Here is an 18,605-nt window from a genome sequence, read left to right as displayed (position 1 = left end):
ATCAACATCTTAAGAAAGTGATACCGAGATATAGTATCGATTCTCAACAGGTTATGCTTTTGATTATTTACCTAAAGATCTGAACTGCATCGTTCAACATATCTGGTAGTTATCAATGTATTGGGATAGCAGAATTTTATCTGGCCATAATGTCCGCTTTTCGCTCATAGCGGAAATTAGCCTGACGTCAGTCTTCCCTATACCAGCAGCGTAGGTTCGCACGCCATTAGAGAATAGCTACGCTGGGCACTCGTATGCGCTTCACTGGCAATCTTAATTGCGGAAAATGGCCAGGGAAGAAAATCCGCCCCGGCCATCTGATTTAAGCCAGTTGTAAGTGAAGATTATGTTGCATCAGGATATCAGCCAGCGAACCTTCATGGCTGGCAGAGGCATTGTGATACAGGTCGTACTGCTGAACGTTACTAATACGCTGCCCATCCTCGCTCCAGACGCCGCCTTCAATGTTACTTAGCGTAACCACATTGCCGTCCGCGTCTTTTATCGTCGGCGCCTCACTCGCATTGTCGTTCATTGGCAACGGCTCTTTTTTGCCCCAGATTGACGCTATTACTGCTGAAAGCGCCCAGATTAATGACCTCAGCGTTGCCTGATCTCAGCCCAAGCGTGGCAAAATCAAACGCCTCATGCGCACCATTCAGCTGAAACGAATCGTCATCGGCAGCACCGTTCAGGCTGGTGTGCAGATTTGAATATAAAAGCGAGAGCGTTTCAATGTTTACTGTTTCAGAGAGATGGAGATTGTCAGCCATATCAGGATGAAGAGACGCGTGCTCCAGTGTGATAGCACTATGGCTTTCCGAATTGCTGCCATCTTCTGTGTTGCTGCTGATCACAGTTGTGGCATTGATCAGGTTGTCCTGCGCTGCGGTTGCAATACTCAGCTTCGGTTGCGGCTCGGCCATATAAAGCTCGACGTTTTGCGAAACGTGGTTAACGTTTCCGGCAGCATCACGAATAGTTGCGGTTATCCTGTGCTCGCCCGGTTCAGGCGTGAGTGCGTCCAGCGTTTCAAGCTGCACGGCCCACGTGCCTTTGCTGGTCACACTGGTTTGCCACTGGTGGTCGCCAAGCCTGACAGTAACAATATCACCGGCTTCACCCGTACCTGATACATGCTGATCATGGCTGGAGGCAAGGTTGATTTGCTGCCCCTCTGTGAGGTGAGTAAAAGCGATTTTGGGTGCGCAGACATCCACCTGATAGCTGGTCGTTATCGTAGCCGTATGGCCAGCCGCGTCGCTAGCAGTCACGACAATGTCATGCTGCCCCTTGCCGAAACCTGTTTTCATCGTCCCCGGCGCCAGTGGCAGGCTCCAGTGACCATCGTCGCTTACTGCCGCATTGTGATGTTTACCACCAATAATCACCGATACCGTCTGACCGCTGCCGGTGACGCCCGTTGTGCCGGTCAGCATCGAGCCCTCTTTTTTCTCCGCACGGTTCAGCCAGCCGTCACCAAATGGCGTATCAATTTCAGGTGCAGGCTGACCTGGAATATCGACCACTGGCGTAGTATTGCTTCCATCGGTGGGATTATCGGGGGTGACCGGTGGCAACGGATCGCCGCTGTTATCACTGACCGGAGAAGTCAGATCCGCTGTGACGTAACCACTCTGTTCAAACCAGTTTCCGGCGCCATCCAGCACGCCAAACGACAGGAAGTTGCCGCCCTGGGAAAGCTCCGACGCGCTGATTTCCGCGCGCCAGCTGCCATCTGCCTCTACCACGGCATAATTCCAGTGGAAGGTATCAGAAACCTGCACCGCAAAAGTCTTAAGCGGCAGCGGCGCTTCAAGCGTGCCGCTGATAACGTACCAGGTCTGACCGTCATGCTGTACCGCATCCGCCAGCGTAATGTCGTTAACGGTGACTTTCGGGTTGCTGCTGTTGTAGTGGGTAATCAGCAGCAGATTCTGGCTGAGGCTGGTACTGTTTCCATTCAGATCCGTTGCGCTGACCTGAATGGTGTGGTTGCCGTCCTTGATAGTTTTCACGTCGCTGTCAGAGAGCTGAACCTGCCACTGATTCTGATAGACACTGCCCTGCCAGGTTCTGCCGTCAAGGGTCAGTTCAACCGGCGTGCCGGAGGGAAGATGAGCGGCGGTACCGGTGAAGATAATGCCGTATATCCCCTCCTGGTAACTGACCGCATTGTCGCCGGTGATCGGATCAAGGGTCAGCTGCGGCAACGCCTCAGTAGCGAAGATTTGCACACCTGCTGAGGCATAACCTTTGTTGCCCGCTTCGTCGGTTGTTTCAGCAATGGCACGGTAGCTCCCTTCCTCCATTCCCTGCAGCGTTTCCGCGGGAACTGAGAACTGCCACTGGCCATTTTGATCGACGATGCCGCTCCAGTGGGAGGCCCCAAAACTAACCTCAATCGTGCTGCCGGCTTCGCCTCTGCCGGAGATCACCAGCGGGCTGCTGATTTCATGACTGTCGATCACCCCGTCCCCTGCCAGGGTATTAATCGTGACAAGAGGATCCTGCGTATCGGTAATAAACGTCGTCTCCGTGATACCGGACTGGCCCCAGCGATCGGTGGCGGTTAGCGTAACGGAATGACTCCCCTCGGCTAAATCTGCTTCCATCAGCTGCCCGGTGGAGAGTGAGACAAGCCAGTTGCCCAGACTGTCCACAGCGCCCGCATAGTGAACACCATCTACGATCAGATCGATCTTCTGGCCCGCCCCGGTCACACCAGTGGAGCCGCTCAGCGTAACAGGCTCGAAGCGTTCATGTGCGTTCATAAACCCGTCGACAAACGGCGTGTCTATAGTCGGCTGTGGCGGGATAGCGTCTGATGGCGGTGCTGACGCCTCTACGGTAATGACTTTGTTTGCGGTGGTCGTACCGCCAACGCTGTTTTCAAAGGTTACGCTGATGTGGTTAGACCCTACCGGCAGCACCTGCAGATCGGCAGACGGCAGGGTAACACTCCAGCTGCCGTCAGCGGCCAGGGTTGTGGTATAGGTCTGACCGTTCAGCATTATGGTCAGCGTGCTCTCTGCGGCGAGGTTCGCTGTGGTGCCGCTGAACGTCTGTGGGGAGAGCTTTTCCTCAGCGCTTAACACGCCGTCACCAGTAAAACTGTTAATGGTTAAAGAAGGGGGCGTGCTGACAGGCGGAATCGGCGTGCCACCATCGGCGGGTGGCGTATTGCCACCATCCGTTGGATTGTCATCGATAACCGGCGGAACCCCATTGCCGCCTTCAACGGGCGTAATAAGGTCGGCTGTGACATTGCCACTCTGCTCAAACCAGTTTTCGGCACCATCCAGCACGCCAAACGACAGGAAGTTGCCGCCCTGGGAAAGCTCCGACGCGCTGATTTCCGCGCGCCAGCTGCCATCTGCCTCTACCACGGCATAATTCCAGTGGAAGGTATCAGAAACCTGCACCGCAAAAGTCTTAAGCGGCAGCGGCGCTTCAAGCGTGCCGCTGATAACGTACCAGGTCTGACCGTCATGCTGGACCGCATCCGCCAGTGTGATGTCGTTAACGGTGACTTTTGGGTTGCTGCTGTTGTAGTGGGTAATCAGCAGCAGATTCTGGCTGAGGCTGGTACTGTTTCCATTCAGATCCGTTGCACTGACCTGAATGGTGTGGTTGCCGTCCTTGATAGTTTTCACGTCGCTGTCAGAGAGCTGAACCTGCCACTGATCCTGGTAGACGCTGCCCTGCCAGGTTCTGCCGTCAAGGGTCAGTTCAACCGGCGTGCCGGAGGGGAGATGGGCGGCGGAGCCGGTGAAGATAATGCCGTATATCCCCTCCTGGTAACTGACCGCATTGTCGCCGGTAACCGGATCAAGAGTCAGCGCCGGTAATGGAATGGCGCTGGCCTTCATAGCGTCGGAGGTGGCGGGGGCATCTGAAGCTGTTGCTGACTCAACCTGGGGCGTAAGCGTTAAGGTTGAATCGGCTTCGCTGGTCGTCGCCCTCAGGGCGACAGCTGCTCCGTTTAACGGCGTGCCTGACGGGATCAGAATCTTGCTTTGGGAAGACTCTACGACTGATAACGCGGGATCTGACTCTGGACTCGCAGGGAATGGCATTGGAGATGTTGCAGAAGCTGGAGATTGCCAGACAGGTGTCAGCGTGGTGACAGTCTGAGCATCGCCGGAAACGTCTGTGCTGAACTGTGCCTCCTGAAATAAACTTCCCTGCTGGAAAAGCATTTTACTCTGCTGGCCTGCAACCTCAGTAAAGAAATTCTGATAGCGAAGCGTATCGCTCTCGTGCAGGTTAAGAATGAGATCGTCACCCTGTTTCTGAAAAGAAGAAATCTGAGAAGGTGAGCTTTGCAGCGTGATAAGAGCGGGTTCGCTCAGAATAGATTGTGATTTTCCTTCAGTGGACTGAGACAATGGGTGACCGCTTTTCAGCGATATGACCGTGGCGCGGCCCGTTCCTGAAAATGCCATGGAAATCTCCTTATATACCAGTTATTAAGTAGGCAATGCCGTTGGAAATAAAGCGACGCTTTACTTATTTCAGGCACGCAACGGCCAGCGCCAATAAAGGTGCTGAGGCAGAGCCGGCACTCAACGCATTAAACGCAATTCGTAGCAACAATAAAGGGCATAACCACAGCCAGATTAAATATTCGTTTTTGAAAACAGATTATTTCTGCTGGCAAAATAAAAAAGTACCATTCTTTGCAAGAGTCCGGGCATCGGCTCAATTAACCTTTACTGACTTCAACGACGTATCGTCAGGAAAAGTGAATAGTTGATGCTGGATAGACATAAGCTAAACTTCGTTTTCATGTCTGGCTACCAGGTAAAATCTGGAAATGTCCCCTGTTAATAGCAGATGCTTCCTGATGATTTAACTGCCCTGCTGTCTCAGTTTAGTAACGACTTCCCCATCCCTGTAAGAGCAATGATGATGCTATTGCACCATTTTAAGTGGCAGGTGGGAAATTGCATTACCGATATACGTGTCCGCTTTATGCTAAAAGCGGACACTTTAATTTAAACAGGAATAAGTCAGCGTCAATCCTTATTAATCAGGTAACGACTGAACCAGTTACTTCACCACCGGGTTCTTTTTAAGTGAAAGCATGTTCATAAACTCTTCATCCAGATGCAGGTGTTGCCGGACAAGTTCAGGTGGTGTACTGGCGAGCCACTGGTTAAGCGAAATATCGGCATAGTAATCACTTTTAAAAAGCTCAAGAAAACGCAGTGGTCCCTTACCGGTGTTTTCGATGTAGTGTCCCATAGCAAAAGGAACATATCCCACATCGCCGGCGCGGTAGTCAAAAGTCCTTGCCTGACCGGATGATGCAAAGACCCCCATCCGTCCCTCTCCTTCAAGGTAATACTGCCATTCATCATTGTTAGGATGCCAGTGCAGCTCGCGCAGTCCGCCTGGCTCAATTTCTACCAGTGCGGCAGCAATCGTTTTTGAAACCGGAAAATTGGATGAATCCGTAATCCTGACGGTTCCTCCCGGCGCGCGTACCGGATCCTGAGCCAGCATCTTGTGGGTAAAGCGGATTTTCGACTTCACCCCGCCTTTTATACTGTCTGATTCCAGGCTGCCCGGAACGTTGCCGGCAAAAATGTACTCATCATCAGGTGAAGGCAGGTGAGAAAATGAAGATACCGGAACCCTGAAGTTTTTGGCGAGAATTTCCGGGGGAATATGCCTGAACCAGTCTGACAGCAGAAAAGTGCTATCCTCATCAAAATTTCCGTCGTCAAAAGCCAGTAAAAATTCACAGCCGTCGGGACCGAGACCCTGAATCGAATGGGGAATACCGGGCGGAAAATACCATAGGTCACCTGCAGCGATATCATCAACAAACCATCCTCCGCTGGCGTCAAAAGCGGTAATCCGCGCGTTGCCATAAGTCATGTAAGCCCACTCCCCCCTCTTTATGCCAGTGCAGTTCGCGAATACCTCCGGCATTGAGGCGCATGTCCACACCCGCAATCGTCGTAGATATGCCCAGCTCCCGCTGCGTCACCTGACGCGTCCAGCCACCGCTTCCCTTGCGTACGTGCGCATCACTGAAAGAAAAGTGAAGGTTTGGCAGCGTTCCGCTGTCGGTAACGGGCGGATTTACGATGTCCGGACTTTCAGCCTCACGAATAGGATCATGTGGTCCGGGATCTCGTCCTCCGCTCCCTGCCGGAAACGTCTTTACGCCGTTGTCATGTGCCATGGCCTGACCCGCCGCAAGCGCGACCGTTCCTCCTGCAGCAAAAGCCATAAAATGTCTTCTTGTCAGTGTTTTCATATTCATCCCTCTTAAGAATCTTTTATAAACGGTATTATTTTTGTTACCGCCATAAAGTTATAAACGGGCTGAATGCGGAGGGAAAAACAACTTTGTAACACTGTGGAAAGAGTGCAATTTTCACGCAAATAGTAAAGATACTTGAATGTATTAAGAAAGATTAATGTTGTTTAATCACCGTATAGTTATAAAGGGATTATCCTGTGCTTAAGCGCACTAATCGTCAATTAATGTGGGTCTTTTTGATTTTCATTTACCCGGTGATCGGTAACTGCTGATAAGAATTTTTACGAATTGAGGGGTTTAACGAGGCCTGAGCCTTTGATGCGTGAGCTTTCACGCACGTACTTAGATAGACGAGGCGCATGTGCAGGGCCGCTCTGTTACGCCTGATTAAGCCCGAAGCATAAAGTCCCCTTCTCACTCATAGCGGACATAGATAAATCCGCCCTGGATCACGTATTTCAGTCACTATCACCGGCACTGTTGAAACCGGAGATCAAAGTCACCCCCCGATTTACTACGCTGGTTACAAGACAACATTCAGAAGCCGTTCAGCGCTCAGCGTCCAAACATGCCCTTTAGTTTTTGCTTCATGCTCCGAACATAGAATGGCGTAAACTGCGACCTGATATGTGAGTCCAGACCTTTGTCGTTCTGGCCAAGGCGCATCAGATCCACCGCCTCCCCATCCGGAGAGGTATCCGCTGCGACAAGACCCGCACCACGCATCACCTCTTGCACATCACCGCTCATTTCCACCCCCCACCAGATAATGCGGTTTATCATCGACTGACGGGTCGTGCATTAAAACCAGGAATGCACGGCTGACCCCGGGACATTTTGCAAACCAGGCAGATAACTCTTTCAGAAGCCTGTCCGGAACAACGGCAGGTACTCCCACTAATACCTGTGTTTCTTCCTCAACCACCCTGGTCTGCGGCAGGCGACCCGTTCCTTCCGCCAGCATGGCTTCTATTTCTTCCGGCACAAACTCCTTTCCGTAATCCGACCCTGGATTAAGAAACACACCCTCTCCCCGCGTCATTTCAAAAAAGGCTCTGGCAGGCAACTTCATGTATTTACTTTCCTGGCTGATGGCGCGCTGCAGGGTGGCAAGCGAGCTGAATACCGGAATGACAGGCGTTCCATCCGGTTTTTCCCAGTGCTGAATCGAGATATTCTCACCCGCCTTTAGTTCGACCTCACCATCACCCGTTGCCCCTCCGGAACTACCCAGGACGTAAAGCGATGAATCTAACAGTACCCGGTAAAACTCAGGTCGTTCTGCTGGATGATCGGCCGCCAGTTTTAAAGCAGTCTCCAGTTTGATTGCCTTTTCATCAGACATTTAACCACCTTAGGCAGGATTGGATTAGGATCAATTTAACAAGGGCTTATGAGCATAATACAGATAATTTCTACTCGCCAGATTCCTGCACGTACCGGAGGATTGCCTTTGAGGGCTCGTTATTGCGATTAAGGACATGCGTTTGAATGGGTGAATGGCAGAACAGGCACGATCTTTTCCGTTTTCCAGACGCTTCCCTTAAACTACACCGCACAGGCCTCAACTATTAAGCTTATCTGACTAACATCCTGTTCTATAAACTCGTGAGTCAGAACCGTTACCAGCGTGTTTATCAGTGTTTGTTTAAAATCATGCTCACGCTGACATGCCATACTGCTACAGAGAACGATGTAACTTCAGCTATTAAACCAGGAAAATAAGATGTTTTTACCGGATGCACGATTCACAAAAATCTTTCCTCACTTCTCATTCCAGGCATGAGTTGTCAGCTGTTTGTTTCTCTGGATGGGCCCAAGGGAACCGGTAAAACCACCCTGCTGGAGTCCATTACGCAAGTGCTAAGAGCAGATAACAGGAAGGTGATCCGACTTAGCGAGCAAAAAAAGCGATCCCTTCAGGTCGGAAACAATGGCGCTGGTTAACAGGCTCGCCAGAAATCCCTCCGTCGAACTGGAGCGGGAAATTTGTGAACGTTTTGCCGTTAGCCGAGCCTGGATTTCACAGAATGTACTCACTAAACAGCCCGGGAACTGCATTATCCTGATGGATCGCTGGTATCCGTCTGATGCCGCATTTCGGCGGATGATGCCCTTTGCAGAGATTTTGCAGCGAAACATTAAGCTCAATGTGCGAGCGCCAGATCTGCATGTCGGGGTGGTCACGGCACCTGAAGTTTCATGGGAACGAGCCGCGGCACGATCGCGTGGGCTGGGGAGTACAGTGATTCACAGGCTGGAAGAGCATGTCGCTTGCACCAGAGCGTTCGAGCAGGAGATGACTAACCACGGCTGGTTTTTATGTCGCAATGAAGGAACCATAGAAGAGGCAACGATGCAGGTCATTGCTGAAATCTATAAAACGCTTTGATGCCCTACAGTTATCCGTTTCAGGGGCTGATTCCTACTCGAAATTGCCAGTTAACAGCGCGACCTGTTCCGTTTCGCTCTCCCATGCTCGCGCTTTATGAGTACCGCTTTGCATATCACTGGTTTCGGTCTTTGACACCAGCAAATAAAACACATAACAGTCGCGTTATCATCTCTTCTTCGAAAATTCGTGCCACCTTTGGTTGTTAACTCAAAAATCATCCACCTGAATTTTACTTGTCTGAAATCAACAATAATCAGATTACCGCTGGCACAGATATCCCGCTTTAACTTATAAAATTGCTTTATTTTTCAGATAAGGGCACAGGGAATTGCGCTACGCATCGATACCATTTAATCACAATCAACTGGGCTGGCCTGCGGGTGAGCATTGTTTTACACCGCAGCCCATGCTGCGAGAGGATATCACTGCCGACTGGGTTATCGTCGGCGCGGGATTTGCAGGTGTTGCCTTTGCGCGCCGCCTGGCTGAAATTAATCCTGGCCTGAAAATTATCATCGTCGACGCGCACAGCACACGGGAAAGCGCATCGGCACGTAATTCCGGGTTTGTTATCGGTCTGCCTCATAATATTGGCAGTTCGACCGCTGAATTAAAAAAGGCCAACGCTTACCGTAACCTGCTTCAGGAAGGCATTCGTCAGCTGGAGCAGGTTATTTCTCAGCATCATCTTCATTGCGACTGGGAACAGGTCGGTAAATATCACTGCCAGGCTGAACGTGGCAGTGATCGTATTTTAAAAGAGTACGCCAGCCAGCTCGATTTAATGGATGAGCCATGGCAGATGTCAGACAGCGAGGAGCTTTACCTTAAACTCGGCACGCGCTTTTACAGTAAAGGGATATATACGCCTGGCTGTGTGCTGGTTAATCCGGCGCAGTTGATCGCCGGGCTAAACCACTCTTTACCTGAAAATGTTCAACGCTTCGATAACACGCCAGTGCTGGGGATTCGCTACGGCAGCATGGCTGAAGTGCTGACACCGTTTGGCATCATCAAAACGCCAAAGGTGATGCTGGCCACCAACGCATTATCGCCAGAGTTGCGACCAGGACTTTCGCGGCAGGCTGCAATGGCGACCTTCGCCAGCATTACCGATCCGCTGACCGATGAACAACTGGCTACTCTGCCCCTCATGCAGAGCTGGGGGCTTACGCCGGTTAATGCGATTGCCGGTGCTACCTTCCGTTTTACCTCAGACCGCCGTTTCCTGATTCGCCAGCACGTGATACCCGCACTCAGCGGTCAGGTAAATGCCGCAGAGACCTGGCAGGCAACCCAGCTGCATCAGCGCTTATTTCATAAAGTCTATCCGACCCTCAGCAGCGTAAAGATAACCCACACCTGGTCCGGCACCATCAGCGTTACGCGAAACAGCGCGCCTGAATGGGGCATGCTGAACAAATTTATCTGTACGGCGGGTGGCTGTAACGGCGCAGGTGTTTCAAAACAGACCGTAGCGGGCAGTCTGCTGGCAGATTACATGATGAAACAGGACAACCCGCATATCGCGGATATGCTGTCGCTGGGCAAGGCCAGTTTCATGCCGCCATCGCCGGCGCTGGATATCGGCATAAAACTGTCACTGATTAAAGAGCGTTATCTGGGCCGTAAAGAGGTCTGATAATCCGTAACTGTAATGGTCGACACACTGGATATTGCTGAAGTGGCGGCAATTGAACTGATAAGGCGCGACCAGGCCAGCGAAGAATTACCGGTCGAAACGCTCAATCTCGTGGGGCCGGATACGCTCAACGGAGAAGAGGCAGCAGCAGCCTGGCAACAGCTTCTGGGCCGTCCGGTAATTTATGGAGGAGATAATCCGGATGCATTCGAAGCCAATATGGCGGAGTTTATGCCGCGCTGAATGGCGTATGAAATGCGGCTGATGGCTGAACGTTACGTCAGTGATGGGATGATTCCACAAGAGGGCGACCGGGAACGTCTGGTCACCCTGCCTGGCCGCCCACTGCATACCTATCGTGACTTTATTAGCACACTTCCCGGAGAGTAATCTGGATCTCTCAGGCTTAAGGACAAGCCTGCAGAGCAATACCGTGGACCAGATGCCTGAGCCTGAGCCAGAGCCACTATGCAAAAATATTCTCAGAACAATCTTTATCCAGAACTTCAATGCAGACAGATTATCCTTGCGTAGCGATTTAAACCGGCCAGTTTATGGCACGGTTGTTTTCGATAATATCCTGATGAGAGGGTGCATCACCCAGCGTCGCGAAACTGGCATAAAGCTGTGGCAACCGAGCCTGGCCTTCTCCCTTTCTGGCCAACGCCAGAGCTCGCAGCATCACGGGCGCTTCCCAGTCACAGCAGTAACAAGGTGTGCAGGGCTGCTGACGCCATGATTCAGCGATAGTCCCAGAGAACACAGGATCAAAACCGGTGTCGTTAACCAGTGACATGGCCGTCTGCACAGCATCAGGATGATCTCCCGCTACGGCAACCGCCAGACGACCCCGACTTCCCTGCGGCTGGCCCAGATCGGCGAGCGAGTCGGCAAGGATATTATTAAAAGCTTTAACCACAGGGTGTCCGATTTGCTCCTGAACCCATTCGCTTTCGGTCTGCCCATTATCCAGTGCAGTAATCGGTGCGTCACGCAGGCCAGGATAGTAGTTGCTGGTGTCGATCACCGGGACATGGGGTGGCAGGTGATCGAAAAGCCCATCAGGCAGGCTGCTAAGTGCCGGCAGCGGAATGGAGAGAATCACGGCTTCGACGTCTGTAACCGCTCCCCTGATGTCTGTGGGTTCTGCATTAATTTCACCCGCAAAACCACGCACGCCATCAACTCCGCGTGAATTAGCGATTTTTACCTTGTGCCCCGCTTCACTGAGCTTCCGTGCCAGGGTGCTACCGATATTACCTGTGCCAATTACGCCGATTTTCATATTTCGCTCCTGATTCTGTGGTGAGTGAGATACCCTACATATTCACTGAATAAACAACAAGAACCGACAAAATAGTGGGTTACTAACCTGAAGGTAAGTATGGAAAGAGACTGGCGTTGTGATATTCCGGAGCAGCGAATGGTGTGGGCTCAGGCTACTACTGAGGCGCTGAAGATTATTGAAGGAAAATGGAAGACAATTATCATCTGTCAGCTTTTCGCTGCTAAAGGCCCGCTGCGCTTTTCAGAGCTGGAGCGCCGGATTGAGGGCGTAAATCAAAAAATGCTGATCCAGCAGCTTAAACAACTGGAACAGGATGGCATCGTGACTCGCACGGTTTATCCCGAAGTCCCTCCGCGTGTTGAGTACTCACTTACCGATCTGGGTAAAGCGCTTGGGCCATCAATGACTGCTCTGATTGACTGGGCCTTACTACGTCGTGAAACGCTGGGGCTTGATGGCGACTGAAGCTCGCATTTCAACCCAGTTATACCGATGTGGCTGAGTGCAGGGCATGGCTGTTCAGGCCAAGGCTGGCGTAACGAGAGAGAAACTCCAGCTGATGGTGGATTATGTCGTTTCTGGCTGGTCCCGATGATCCCGTAACAGCGCTTGCGGATAATTCGGAACCGGCCAGCCCGGTTACATCGCCATGTGCTGGGCGGATTTCAGATGCTGTTCTACAACAGGGGTATGCGCGTCGGCCAGCGCCTTCACATCCGCATCCTTTATCTTCGTCGCGTCACTCTTCAGCGTCGACAGCACCTTCTTATGATCCATTATTCCGGCATTTTCCATATACATTTTGTCAAAGGCAGCGCCGCTCTGCTTTTCCAGCTTGTCTGCCATGGCCTTATGTTTAGCGTCTGGCGCAGTCGGTAATGTCACCTCTTTTTGCTTAGCAACCGCCTGAACTTTTGTCAGAGCACTGCCATGATCTTCGACCATCTTCTGTGCAAAGGTTTTAACTTCTGCGCTTTGTGTTTTGTTCAGCGCAATTTTGGCGGCGGCAATTTCATTGATATTGGCCTGCGCCATATCCTTCAGTGCTTTTTCATCACCAGGGCTGAGCTTGTCATTCTTTACGGTCTGCGGTGTATTCCCGCCCTGCGGGGCGCTTGTCTGCGTCTCAGCCTGTACGGTGGCAGTGCTGCACAGAGCGACGACGGCTGATATAGCCAGCCATCCTTTATAGCTTTTATTATTTTTCATTTTGTAATCCTGAATATTATGGGAAGACCGATATCAGAAAAGTTCTGCTCAAAATTACCTGCTCCGTCTCATGAGTCGACATGGTTTCTGTCTCGCTTAAGGTACCTTACGTAGCAGAGTTATTAAGCGTTGTAGTAATGTCAGGTAATCGCAAGTATAAACAATGCATTGCAGCAGCATAAAAATAACGAAAATGTATTCCGCCTCGCTTAAAGCCGAAAATTTATCTATTGTTAGCAAGGGCTTCAGCATTAAATTTATACGAAATATCAAAACATCGTACAGCTTTTCTTTGATTAGTTTGAGATAATTCTTAAGGTTGCTATGTGGTTGTCGGCCGTTTAATGCTGGGTAATAACTAACAGGTGACATAATAATGTGAAGAGGTTGAGCTCATGTTACCTCCTTACATCGCTTTATATTTTCTGGTTCAGATTACTGAATAATATTAAGGAAAGATCACATGCTCAAATCTCGCGCTTTAAAAGCCGCATTTGCGGTGGTGATATCTTGTACCGTGCTTGCTGCGCCCGTTTTCGCAAATCCGGGCAACGGCAACGGTGGTGGCGGTCAGGGTAATGGTAATAGCGGAAACCCGGGTAATAACGGCAAAAGCGGAGAGCACGGAAACAAGGGGCATGGTAATGCGGGTCCGAAAGAAAAACATGGAAATCGTAAGAACGCTGGACGGCCCGATCACGTCGAGTCAGATATCAACTACTCTCTTGCACGTAAACTTGCCGTCAATTATGGCCTTGTCGGCTATCAGTCTTTGCCGCCAGGAATAGCTAAAAAAGTTGCGCGTGGTAAACCTTTGCCTCCGGGTATCGCCAAAAAAAGTTTGCCAGCATCAATGCTAAATGAGCTGCCCTATTACCCTGGTTACGAATGGCGAGCTGTCGGAGATAATCTTGTGCTGATAGCCCTGAGCACCGCTGTCGTGACCGCCGTAATTAATGGGGTTTTCGATTAACCTTCAAAACTTTTTCGAACGAATTTACTTTCCTGGTGGAGCGCCAGTAACACGCTTAAATGCTTTTCTGAAGGCGCTCTCAGACTCATATCCCAGTGCGGCAGAAACGCCTGAAATCGTTTCGCCTGAATTTTGCAGACGATCGCTGGCGAGCAGCATCCTCCATTGCGTCAGAGATTCTATGGGCGTAATTCCAACCGTCTGACCAAAGTGTTTTGCAAATGCAGCGCGGGACATCCCTGTCTGTGATGCCAGCTTATTTAACGTCCGGCATGTCATCGCAGCGCCCGTCTCCGGTGTAAAGTACCTGACAGGCAGATTGCCACTCATGCTTTATGCACTCTGTGACAGGCTCCGTTGGTCCCGTTGATCGGGAATGCGTGCAATCACCTTGATTTCAAAATCAAATCCCGCCAGCCACGTCACACCCACCGCTGTCCAGTTAGGATAAGGAGGCTGCGGAAAAACGCGCTGCTTTATCTGCATGATGGTTTCGAACTGATGCTCCGGATCGGTGTGAAATGTGGTGACATCGATCAGATCGTCAAAGGTACACCCTGCCGCAGCGAGCGTGGCTGCCAGATTCTCAAATGCCCGTTCTACCTGAGCAGCAAAATCAGGCTCCGGCGTGCCGTCGGCACGGCTGCCCACCTGACCTGAGACAAACAGCAGATCGCCTGAGCGGATAGCCGCTGAATAACCATGCTGCTCATAGAGAGCGTGACGATTGGCAGGAAAAATGGGTTCGCGTGTGATCATAGAATTTCCTCAATAGCCTTTAGGGGATTGCAGGATGCAGCGCACACGAGTTTGATTTAATATACGCGGCGTATGTCACATTAATCACACATACGCCGCGTATGTCAATTAATATACCTCGCGTATGTGAAAGGAGAGTGTATGGCCGCTAAACGTCGCGCTGAAACAATGGAAGAGAACCGGGCAAAACTGATTGCAGCAGCACGCACAGCCTTTGCCGAAAAAGGCTTTGCCGCCTCATCAATGGATGAACTGACGGCCAGCGTAGGTCTGACACGCGGGGCGCTCTACCACAATTTTGGTGACAAAAAAGGGGCTGCTTGCGGCGGTCGTCGCACAGGTTGATGGCGAAATGGCCCAGCAGGCTAAAGCGGCAGCGTCTGGGGTGAGCGATGCGTGGGAGAAGCTGGTGGCTGAAGGCATCGCCTATATCCGCATGGCAATGGATGCCGAAGTGCAACGTATTGTGCTGCGCGATGGCCCGGCTTTTCTGGGAGATCCTTCGCAATGGCCCAGCCAGAACAGCTGCCTGGAAGCCACGCGTGAAACGATTACCCGCCTTATCGACAGCGGGATAATGAAGCCGGTCGACGCCGATGCCGCCGCTCATCTGCTGAACAGCGCGGCGCTGAATGCCGCACTGTGGGTCGCTTCCAGCAGCGAGCCGGAAAAGGCGCTGCCAAAGATGATCGACGTGTTCACACAACTGGCAGGCGGCTTGCGCCATAGTGCGATTTAATCCTGAATGATCACTGCTGCTTTCACTGATAGCCCTGAAGCTCCGAGTGCTGACGCATGCAACTCTTTCAGGCGCGGTGTCGTTTTAATTCAGTGTAACAGCGGATGCGTAGTCTCAGGACCGGGCGTGAGATCGCGCTGATAGTTCTGCATAACGTGGTCTGGCTGATGTAAAAAAAACCCCGGAAAATCTTCCGGGGTTTTCTGATCTCAAAACACGAAATCTCAGTGCGTCAGCCTTATCAGAACGACGCTTCAGCCTGCATTGCGCTCAAAGTGGCTATTTACAAAGGCGCGGCAGCGTGGCGAGATCGGATCGAGAAACACCTGCTCCGGCGAACCGGACTCCTCAATCATGCCCTGGTGCAGAAACACCGCTTTGTTCGACACGTCGCGCGCAAAGCCCATTTCATGGGTGACGATAATCATGGTACGTCCCTCTTCCGCCAGACTGCGGATCACCCGCAATACTTCGCCCACCAGCTCCGGATCCAGCGCTGAAGTTGGCTCATCGAACAGTATCGCTTTCGGCTGCTGCGCCAGCGCCCGTGCAATCGCCACACGCTGCTGCTGTCCGCCGGAAAGCTGCGACGGCCAGGCGTCGCGTTTTGCATAGAGTCCCACTTTATGGAGCAGCGCTTCTGCTTCTTCAATCGCTTCTTTATGGCTGCGCTTCTGCACATGAACCGGCGCTTCAATGATGTTCTGCATCACCGTTTTATGCGGCCACAGGTTGAAGCTCTGAAATACAAAGCCGAGCTGCATTCGCATCAGCTTGATGCGACGGCGCTGCTCGCGGCTCAGTTTTTCGTCGGCGTTATCCAGGGTGACGTTCACCTCGCCTACCGCAATTTCGCCTGCCTGCGGCACTTCAAGAAACGGAATGCAGCGTAACAGCGTACTTTTTCCCGACCCACTGGCACCAATCAGCGATATCACATCGCCATCCTGCGCGGTCAGGCTGATGTCGTGCAGCACTTCGTGTCCCGCATAACTCTTTCTGAGATGACTCAGCATGATGGTAGGTGCGGTCATGAGCGTGCTCCAAAATAGTAAGGTGATAAGCGTCGTTCCAGCATCGATACGCCTTTGCTGACCAGCATGGTGAGTATCAGGTAGATCACCGCCGCGCTCAGGAACACCTCCAGCGCCCGGAAAGTGGAAGAGACTATCGAGTCGGCAATGCCGGTCATCTCCATCAGGCTGATAGTGCTGACCAGCGACGTTGCTTTGATCATCGAGATGATCTCATTGCTGTAGGCCGGCAATGCCTGTCGAATCGCAATCGGTAAGGTGATGCGGGTAAAGATCTTATACGACGACATGCCTGAGACTTTAGCGGCTTCCAGCGACTGCTGACTGACGGCACGCAGCCCGCCGCGCAGGATCTCCGAGGTATAGGCGGCATCATTGAGAATCAGCGCCAGTAAGCCGCACCAGTAGGGATCGCGCAGCAGCGGCCAGAACAAGCTTTCCCGCACCGCCGGTAGACTGCCCAGGCCGTAATAGACCATAAAGATCTGGATCAGCAGTGGCGTACCGCGAAATAGCCAGACGTAGAAGCGACAGAAAACGCTGCCGACACGCGTCATGCGCAGCAGGTTAAGCAGCAGCGCCAGCACGCCGCCGCCAAAGAGTGAGAGCAGCGCCAGGTTGATGGTCAGCGGCAATCCTTTCAGCAGCGCCAGCAGCGTCTGCTGTAAAAACATGATATCCACGTGGTCTCCTTACCCCTTTACGCGCTGTTGACCGCGCATCGCAAACTTTTCCACGTAGCGGAAAACCATATCGGAACATGTGGTGATAATCAGGTAGATCACCGCACCCACGCTGTAGAAGAAAAAGGACATCTGGGTGGAGTTGGCTGCGGTGGAGACCTGGTTCATCGTTTCCACCAGTCCGGTTACCGAGACCAGCGCCGACTCTTTGATCACCGATTGCCACTGGTTGCCCATGCCGGGCAGCGCAGTGCGTAACGCCTGCGGCACGATAATGCGGCGAAACATCATCAGCCGTCCCATGCCGGTCACGGTCGCCGCTTCCAGCGTTCCGCCGGGAATGGCGTAGAAAGCGCCACGGAATACCCCGCTCTGATAGGCACCGGAGATCAGCCCGATGGCAATCGCGCCCGCCACAAAACCGTTCACATCAAACGGTCCCTGGAAGCCCAGCGCGGTGCCCACGGTGGAAACCACCTGTCGTCCACCGAAGTAGAAGAGGTAGATCACCAGCAGTTCCGGCACGCCGCGAAACAGTGTGATATAGCCCGCCGCCAGTCGCTGCTGCCAGCGTGAACCGGCAATCTGCATCCAGCAGAGCACGCTGCCCAGCAACGCACCCAGCAGCCAGGCGCATAACGACACGCTGACGGTGACGGCGGCGGCGTTAAGCAGCACGCCACCCCAGCCCTCATCCCCGAAGCCCAGTATCTGCCAGTCAATATTCATCAGCATCAGCGGTTACGCTTTCGGCGCGACATCTTCGCCAAACCATTTGATCGACAGTTTGCTCAGCGTCCCATCTTTGATCATGGAGTCCAGCGCCTGATTCAGCACCTGCTGCAGCTCACTGTTGCCTTTACGCAGACCAATCGCCGAGCCTGCGCCCAGCACGCCACCGGAGAAGCCATAGCCGCTGCTGCTGATCGCCTCAGCATGTTTTTTCACAAAGGCGTTGAGGTTGGTACGAGACGCCATGACAGCATCCACCCGGCCATTCATCAGGTCGGCGAAGGTTTCAGGACCCGCCTGATAGGTGCGGATAGTGGCAACGTCGCCCAGGTATTTCTGCAGGAAATCCGCCTGAATGGTGGCGACCTGCACCGCGATGGTTTTCCCTTTGAAGGTGGTTTTCAGATCGTCGATCGCTTTTTTCATGCCGGCGTCATCATCCGCCGTCACAATCGTGCCGCTGCCTGGCAGCGTGGCCAGCGGGCTTTTTTTCGCAGTCACAAAGCTGGAGACGCTGACGGTGTACTGATGGGTAAAATCGATCGCTTCAGCACGTTTTGGCGTTACGGTCACCGCATCGATCACCGCATCATATTTACCGTCGATAAGACCCGGGATCATGCCCGACCATTTCTGGGCGATGATTTCATATTTAAAACCTGCACGTTTAGCCAGCTCCGCCACCATATCCGGCTCATAGCCGACGATTTTGCCGCTCGGTGTGGTCTGGTTGAACGGAGGATAAGCCGCTTCAGTCGCAAACTTCAGGGTGCCGAAATCTTTCGCCTGGCTGAACGCGGAAGTGGCGAGCAGTGCCACGGTCAGAGAAGCCGTGAACAGGCGGTTACGCATCATCATATAAACCTCATTT

The 18,605-nt window shown here is 52.3% G+C and carries 18 protein-coding genes and 3 pseudogenes; 8 read left to right on the top strand and 13 right to left on the bottom strand.

Annotated features, from left to right (window positions below):
* Window positions 1-322: 322 nt before the first annotated feature.
* Both JNO11_RS22475 and JNO11_RS22470 read right to left on the bottom strand, forming a co-directional pair.
* Window positions 323-535 (bottom strand): hypothetical protein, encoded by a 213-nt coding sequence (locus JNO11_RS22475; protein WP_325177950.1) that lies wholly within the window; start codon window positions 533-535, stop codon window positions 323-325.
* Window positions 516-4,448 (bottom strand): BapA prefix-like domain-containing protein, encoded by a 3,933-nt coding sequence (locus JNO11_RS22470; protein WP_325177949.1) that lies wholly within the window; start codon window positions 4,446-4,448, stop codon window positions 516-518. Before JNO11_RS22470 ends, JNO11_RS22475 begins: the two co-directional genes overlap by 20 nt.
* A gap of 35 nt (window positions 4,449-4,483) precedes the next feature.
* Between JNO11_RS22470 and JNO11_RS22465 the strand changes: the two genes are divergently transcribed.
* Window positions 4,484-4,759 carry a hypothetical protein gene (locus tag JNO11_RS22465; RefSeq protein WP_325177948.1) on the top strand — a complete coding sequence of 92 codons (276 nt, stop codon included), beginning with the start codon at window positions 4,484-4,486 and terminating at the stop codon, window positions 4,757-4,759.
* A gap of 296 nt (window positions 4,760-5,055) precedes the next feature.
* On the opposite strand, the pseudogene JNO11_RS22460 reads toward JNO11_RS22465, so the two are convergent.
* From JNO11_RS22460 to JNO11_RS22450, 3 genes and pseudogenes are all read right to left on the bottom strand, one after another.
* Window positions 5,056-6,274: pseudogene (locus JNO11_RS22460) on the bottom strand (cupin domain-containing protein).
* Window positions 6,275-6,835: 561 nt separating this feature from the next.
* Window positions 6,836-7,030 (bottom strand): enhanced serine sensitivity protein SseB C-terminal domain-containing protein, encoded by a 195-nt coding sequence (locus tag JNO11_RS22455; protein WP_325177947.1) that lies wholly within the window; start codon window positions 7,028-7,030, stop codon window positions 6,836-6,838.
* Window positions 7,020-7,625 (bottom strand): enhanced serine sensitivity protein SseB C-terminal domain-containing protein, encoded by a 606-nt coding sequence (locus JNO11_RS22450; protein WP_325177946.1) that lies wholly within the window; start codon window positions 7,623-7,625, stop codon window positions 7,020-7,022. Before JNO11_RS22450 ends, JNO11_RS22455 begins: the two co-directional genes overlap by 11 nt.
* Window positions 7,626-8,062: 437 nt before the next feature.
* Between JNO11_RS22450 and JNO11_RS22445 the strand changes: the two are divergent.
* From JNO11_RS22445 to JNO11_RS22430, 4 genes and pseudogenes are all read left to right on the top strand, one after another.
* Window positions 8,063-8,672: pseudogene (locus JNO11_RS22445) on the top strand (dTMP kinase).
* A 331-nt stretch (window positions 8,673-9,003) separates the two neighbouring features.
* Window positions 9,004-10,317: an FAD-binding oxidoreductase gene (locus JNO11_RS22440; RefSeq protein ID WP_325177945.1), complete on the top strand. Its 1,314-nt coding sequence runs from the start codon at window positions 9,004-9,006 to the stop codon at window positions 10,315-10,317.
* 15 nt (window positions 10,318-10,332) lie between these two features.
* Entirely contained in the window at window positions 10,333-10,560 is a 228-nt protein-coding gene (locus JNO11_RS22435; protein WP_223566029.1) for a hypothetical protein, read from the top strand.
* Window positions 10,561-10,707, top strand: coding sequence for a hypothetical protein (locus tag JNO11_RS22430; RefSeq protein WP_325177944.1), 147 nt, complete (start codon window positions 10,561-10,563; stop codon window positions 10,705-10,707).
* Window positions 10,708-10,855: 148 nt separating this feature from the next.
* Here JNO11_RS22430 and JNO11_RS22425 read toward each other — a convergent pair whose 3' ends face one another.
* On the bottom strand, window positions 10,856-11,644 hold the full coding sequence (locus JNO11_RS22425) for an NAD(P)-binding domain-containing protein (RefSeq protein ID WP_325178062.1): 789 nt from the start codon (window positions 11,642-11,644) through the stop codon (window positions 10,856-10,858).
* 96 nt (window positions 11,645-11,740) lie between these two features.
* Here JNO11_RS22425 and JNO11_RS22420 point away from each other — a divergent pair, with 96 nt between their 5' ends.
* Window positions 11,741-12,070, top strand: a complete 330-nt coding sequence (locus JNO11_RS22420; protein WP_198346862.1) for a helix-turn-helix domain-containing protein — start codon at window positions 11,741-11,743, stop codon at window positions 12,068-12,070.
* Window positions 12,071-12,244: 174 nt separating this feature from the next.
* Here the strand turns inward: JNO11_RS22420 and JNO11_RS22415 are convergent, their stop codons facing one another.
* Entirely contained in the window at window positions 12,245-12,814 is a 570-nt protein-coding gene (locus JNO11_RS22415; protein WP_325177943.1) for a DUF4142 domain-containing protein, read from the bottom strand.
* 463 nt (window positions 12,815-13,277) lie between these two features.
* On the opposite strand from JNO11_RS22415, the gene JNO11_RS22410 reads away from it, so the two are divergent.
* Window positions 13,278-13,787 carry an anti-virulence regulator CigR family protein gene (locus tag JNO11_RS22410; protein ID WP_050679224.1) on the top strand — a complete coding sequence of 170 codons (510 nt, stop codon included), beginning with the start codon at window positions 13,278-13,280 and terminating at the stop codon, window positions 13,785-13,787.
* A 24-nt stretch (window positions 13,788-13,811) separates the two neighbouring features.
* Here JNO11_RS22410 and JNO11_RS22405 read toward each other — a convergent pair whose 3' ends face one another.
* Window positions 13,812-14,117 (bottom strand): AraC family transcriptional regulator, encoded by a 306-nt coding sequence (locus JNO11_RS22405; RefSeq protein ID WP_072101261.1) that lies wholly within the window; start codon window positions 14,115-14,117, stop codon window positions 13,812-13,814.
* A gap of 3 nt (window positions 14,118-14,120) precedes the next feature.
* A complete protein-coding gene (locus JNO11_RS22400) occupies window positions 14,121-14,546 on the bottom strand; it encodes a RidA family protein (protein ID WP_033768711.1) in 426 nt (141 codons plus the stop codon).
* A 141-nt stretch (window positions 14,547-14,687) separates the two neighbouring features.
* Between JNO11_RS22400 and JNO11_RS22395 the strand changes: the two are divergent.
* Window positions 14,688-15,285 (top strand): annotated as a pseudogene (locus JNO11_RS22395) (TetR/AcrR family transcriptional regulator).
* Window positions 15,286-15,539: 254 nt separating this feature from the next.
* Here JNO11_RS22395 and JNO11_RS22390 read toward each other — a convergent pair.
* Genes JNO11_RS22390 through JNO11_RS22375 form a run of 4 tightly spaced genes read right to left on the bottom strand, consistent with a single transcriptional unit; the run spans window position 15,540 to window position 18,592 of the window.
* Window positions 15,540-16,319 carry an ATP-binding cassette domain-containing protein gene (locus JNO11_RS22390; protein WP_010246775.1) on the bottom strand — a complete coding sequence of 260 codons (780 nt, stop codon included), beginning with the start codon at window positions 16,317-16,319 and terminating at the stop codon, window positions 15,540-15,542.
* Window positions 16,316-17,002, bottom strand: coding sequence for an ABC transporter permease subunit (locus JNO11_RS22385; protein ID WP_010246777.1), 687 nt, complete (start codon window positions 17,000-17,002; stop codon window positions 16,316-16,318). Before JNO11_RS22385 ends, JNO11_RS22390 begins: the two co-directional genes overlap by 4 nt.
* Window positions 17,003-17,011: 9 nt before the next feature.
* Window positions 17,012-17,737 carry an ABC transporter permease subunit gene (locus tag JNO11_RS22380; RefSeq protein ID WP_010246779.1) on the bottom strand — a complete coding sequence of 242 codons (726 nt, stop codon included), beginning with the start codon at window positions 17,735-17,737 and terminating at the stop codon, window positions 17,012-17,014.
* A 6-nt stretch (window positions 17,738-17,743) separates the two neighbouring features.
* Window positions 17,744-18,592, bottom strand: a complete 849-nt coding sequence (locus tag JNO11_RS22375) for a transporter substrate-binding domain-containing protein (protein WP_022624593.1) — start codon at window positions 18,590-18,592, stop codon at window positions 17,744-17,746.
* Between the last annotated feature and the right edge of the window lie 13 nt (window positions 18,593-18,605).

The organism is Pantoea sp. 1B4 (assembly GCF_016925765.1).
Taxonomy (GTDB): domain Bacteria; phylum Pseudomonadota; class Gammaproteobacteria; order Enterobacterales; family Enterobacteriaceae; genus Pantoea; species Pantoea agglomerans.
The sequence above is the reverse complement of the archived record's forward strand: the minus strand, read 5'-3'. Positions and strand labels throughout refer to the sequence as shown.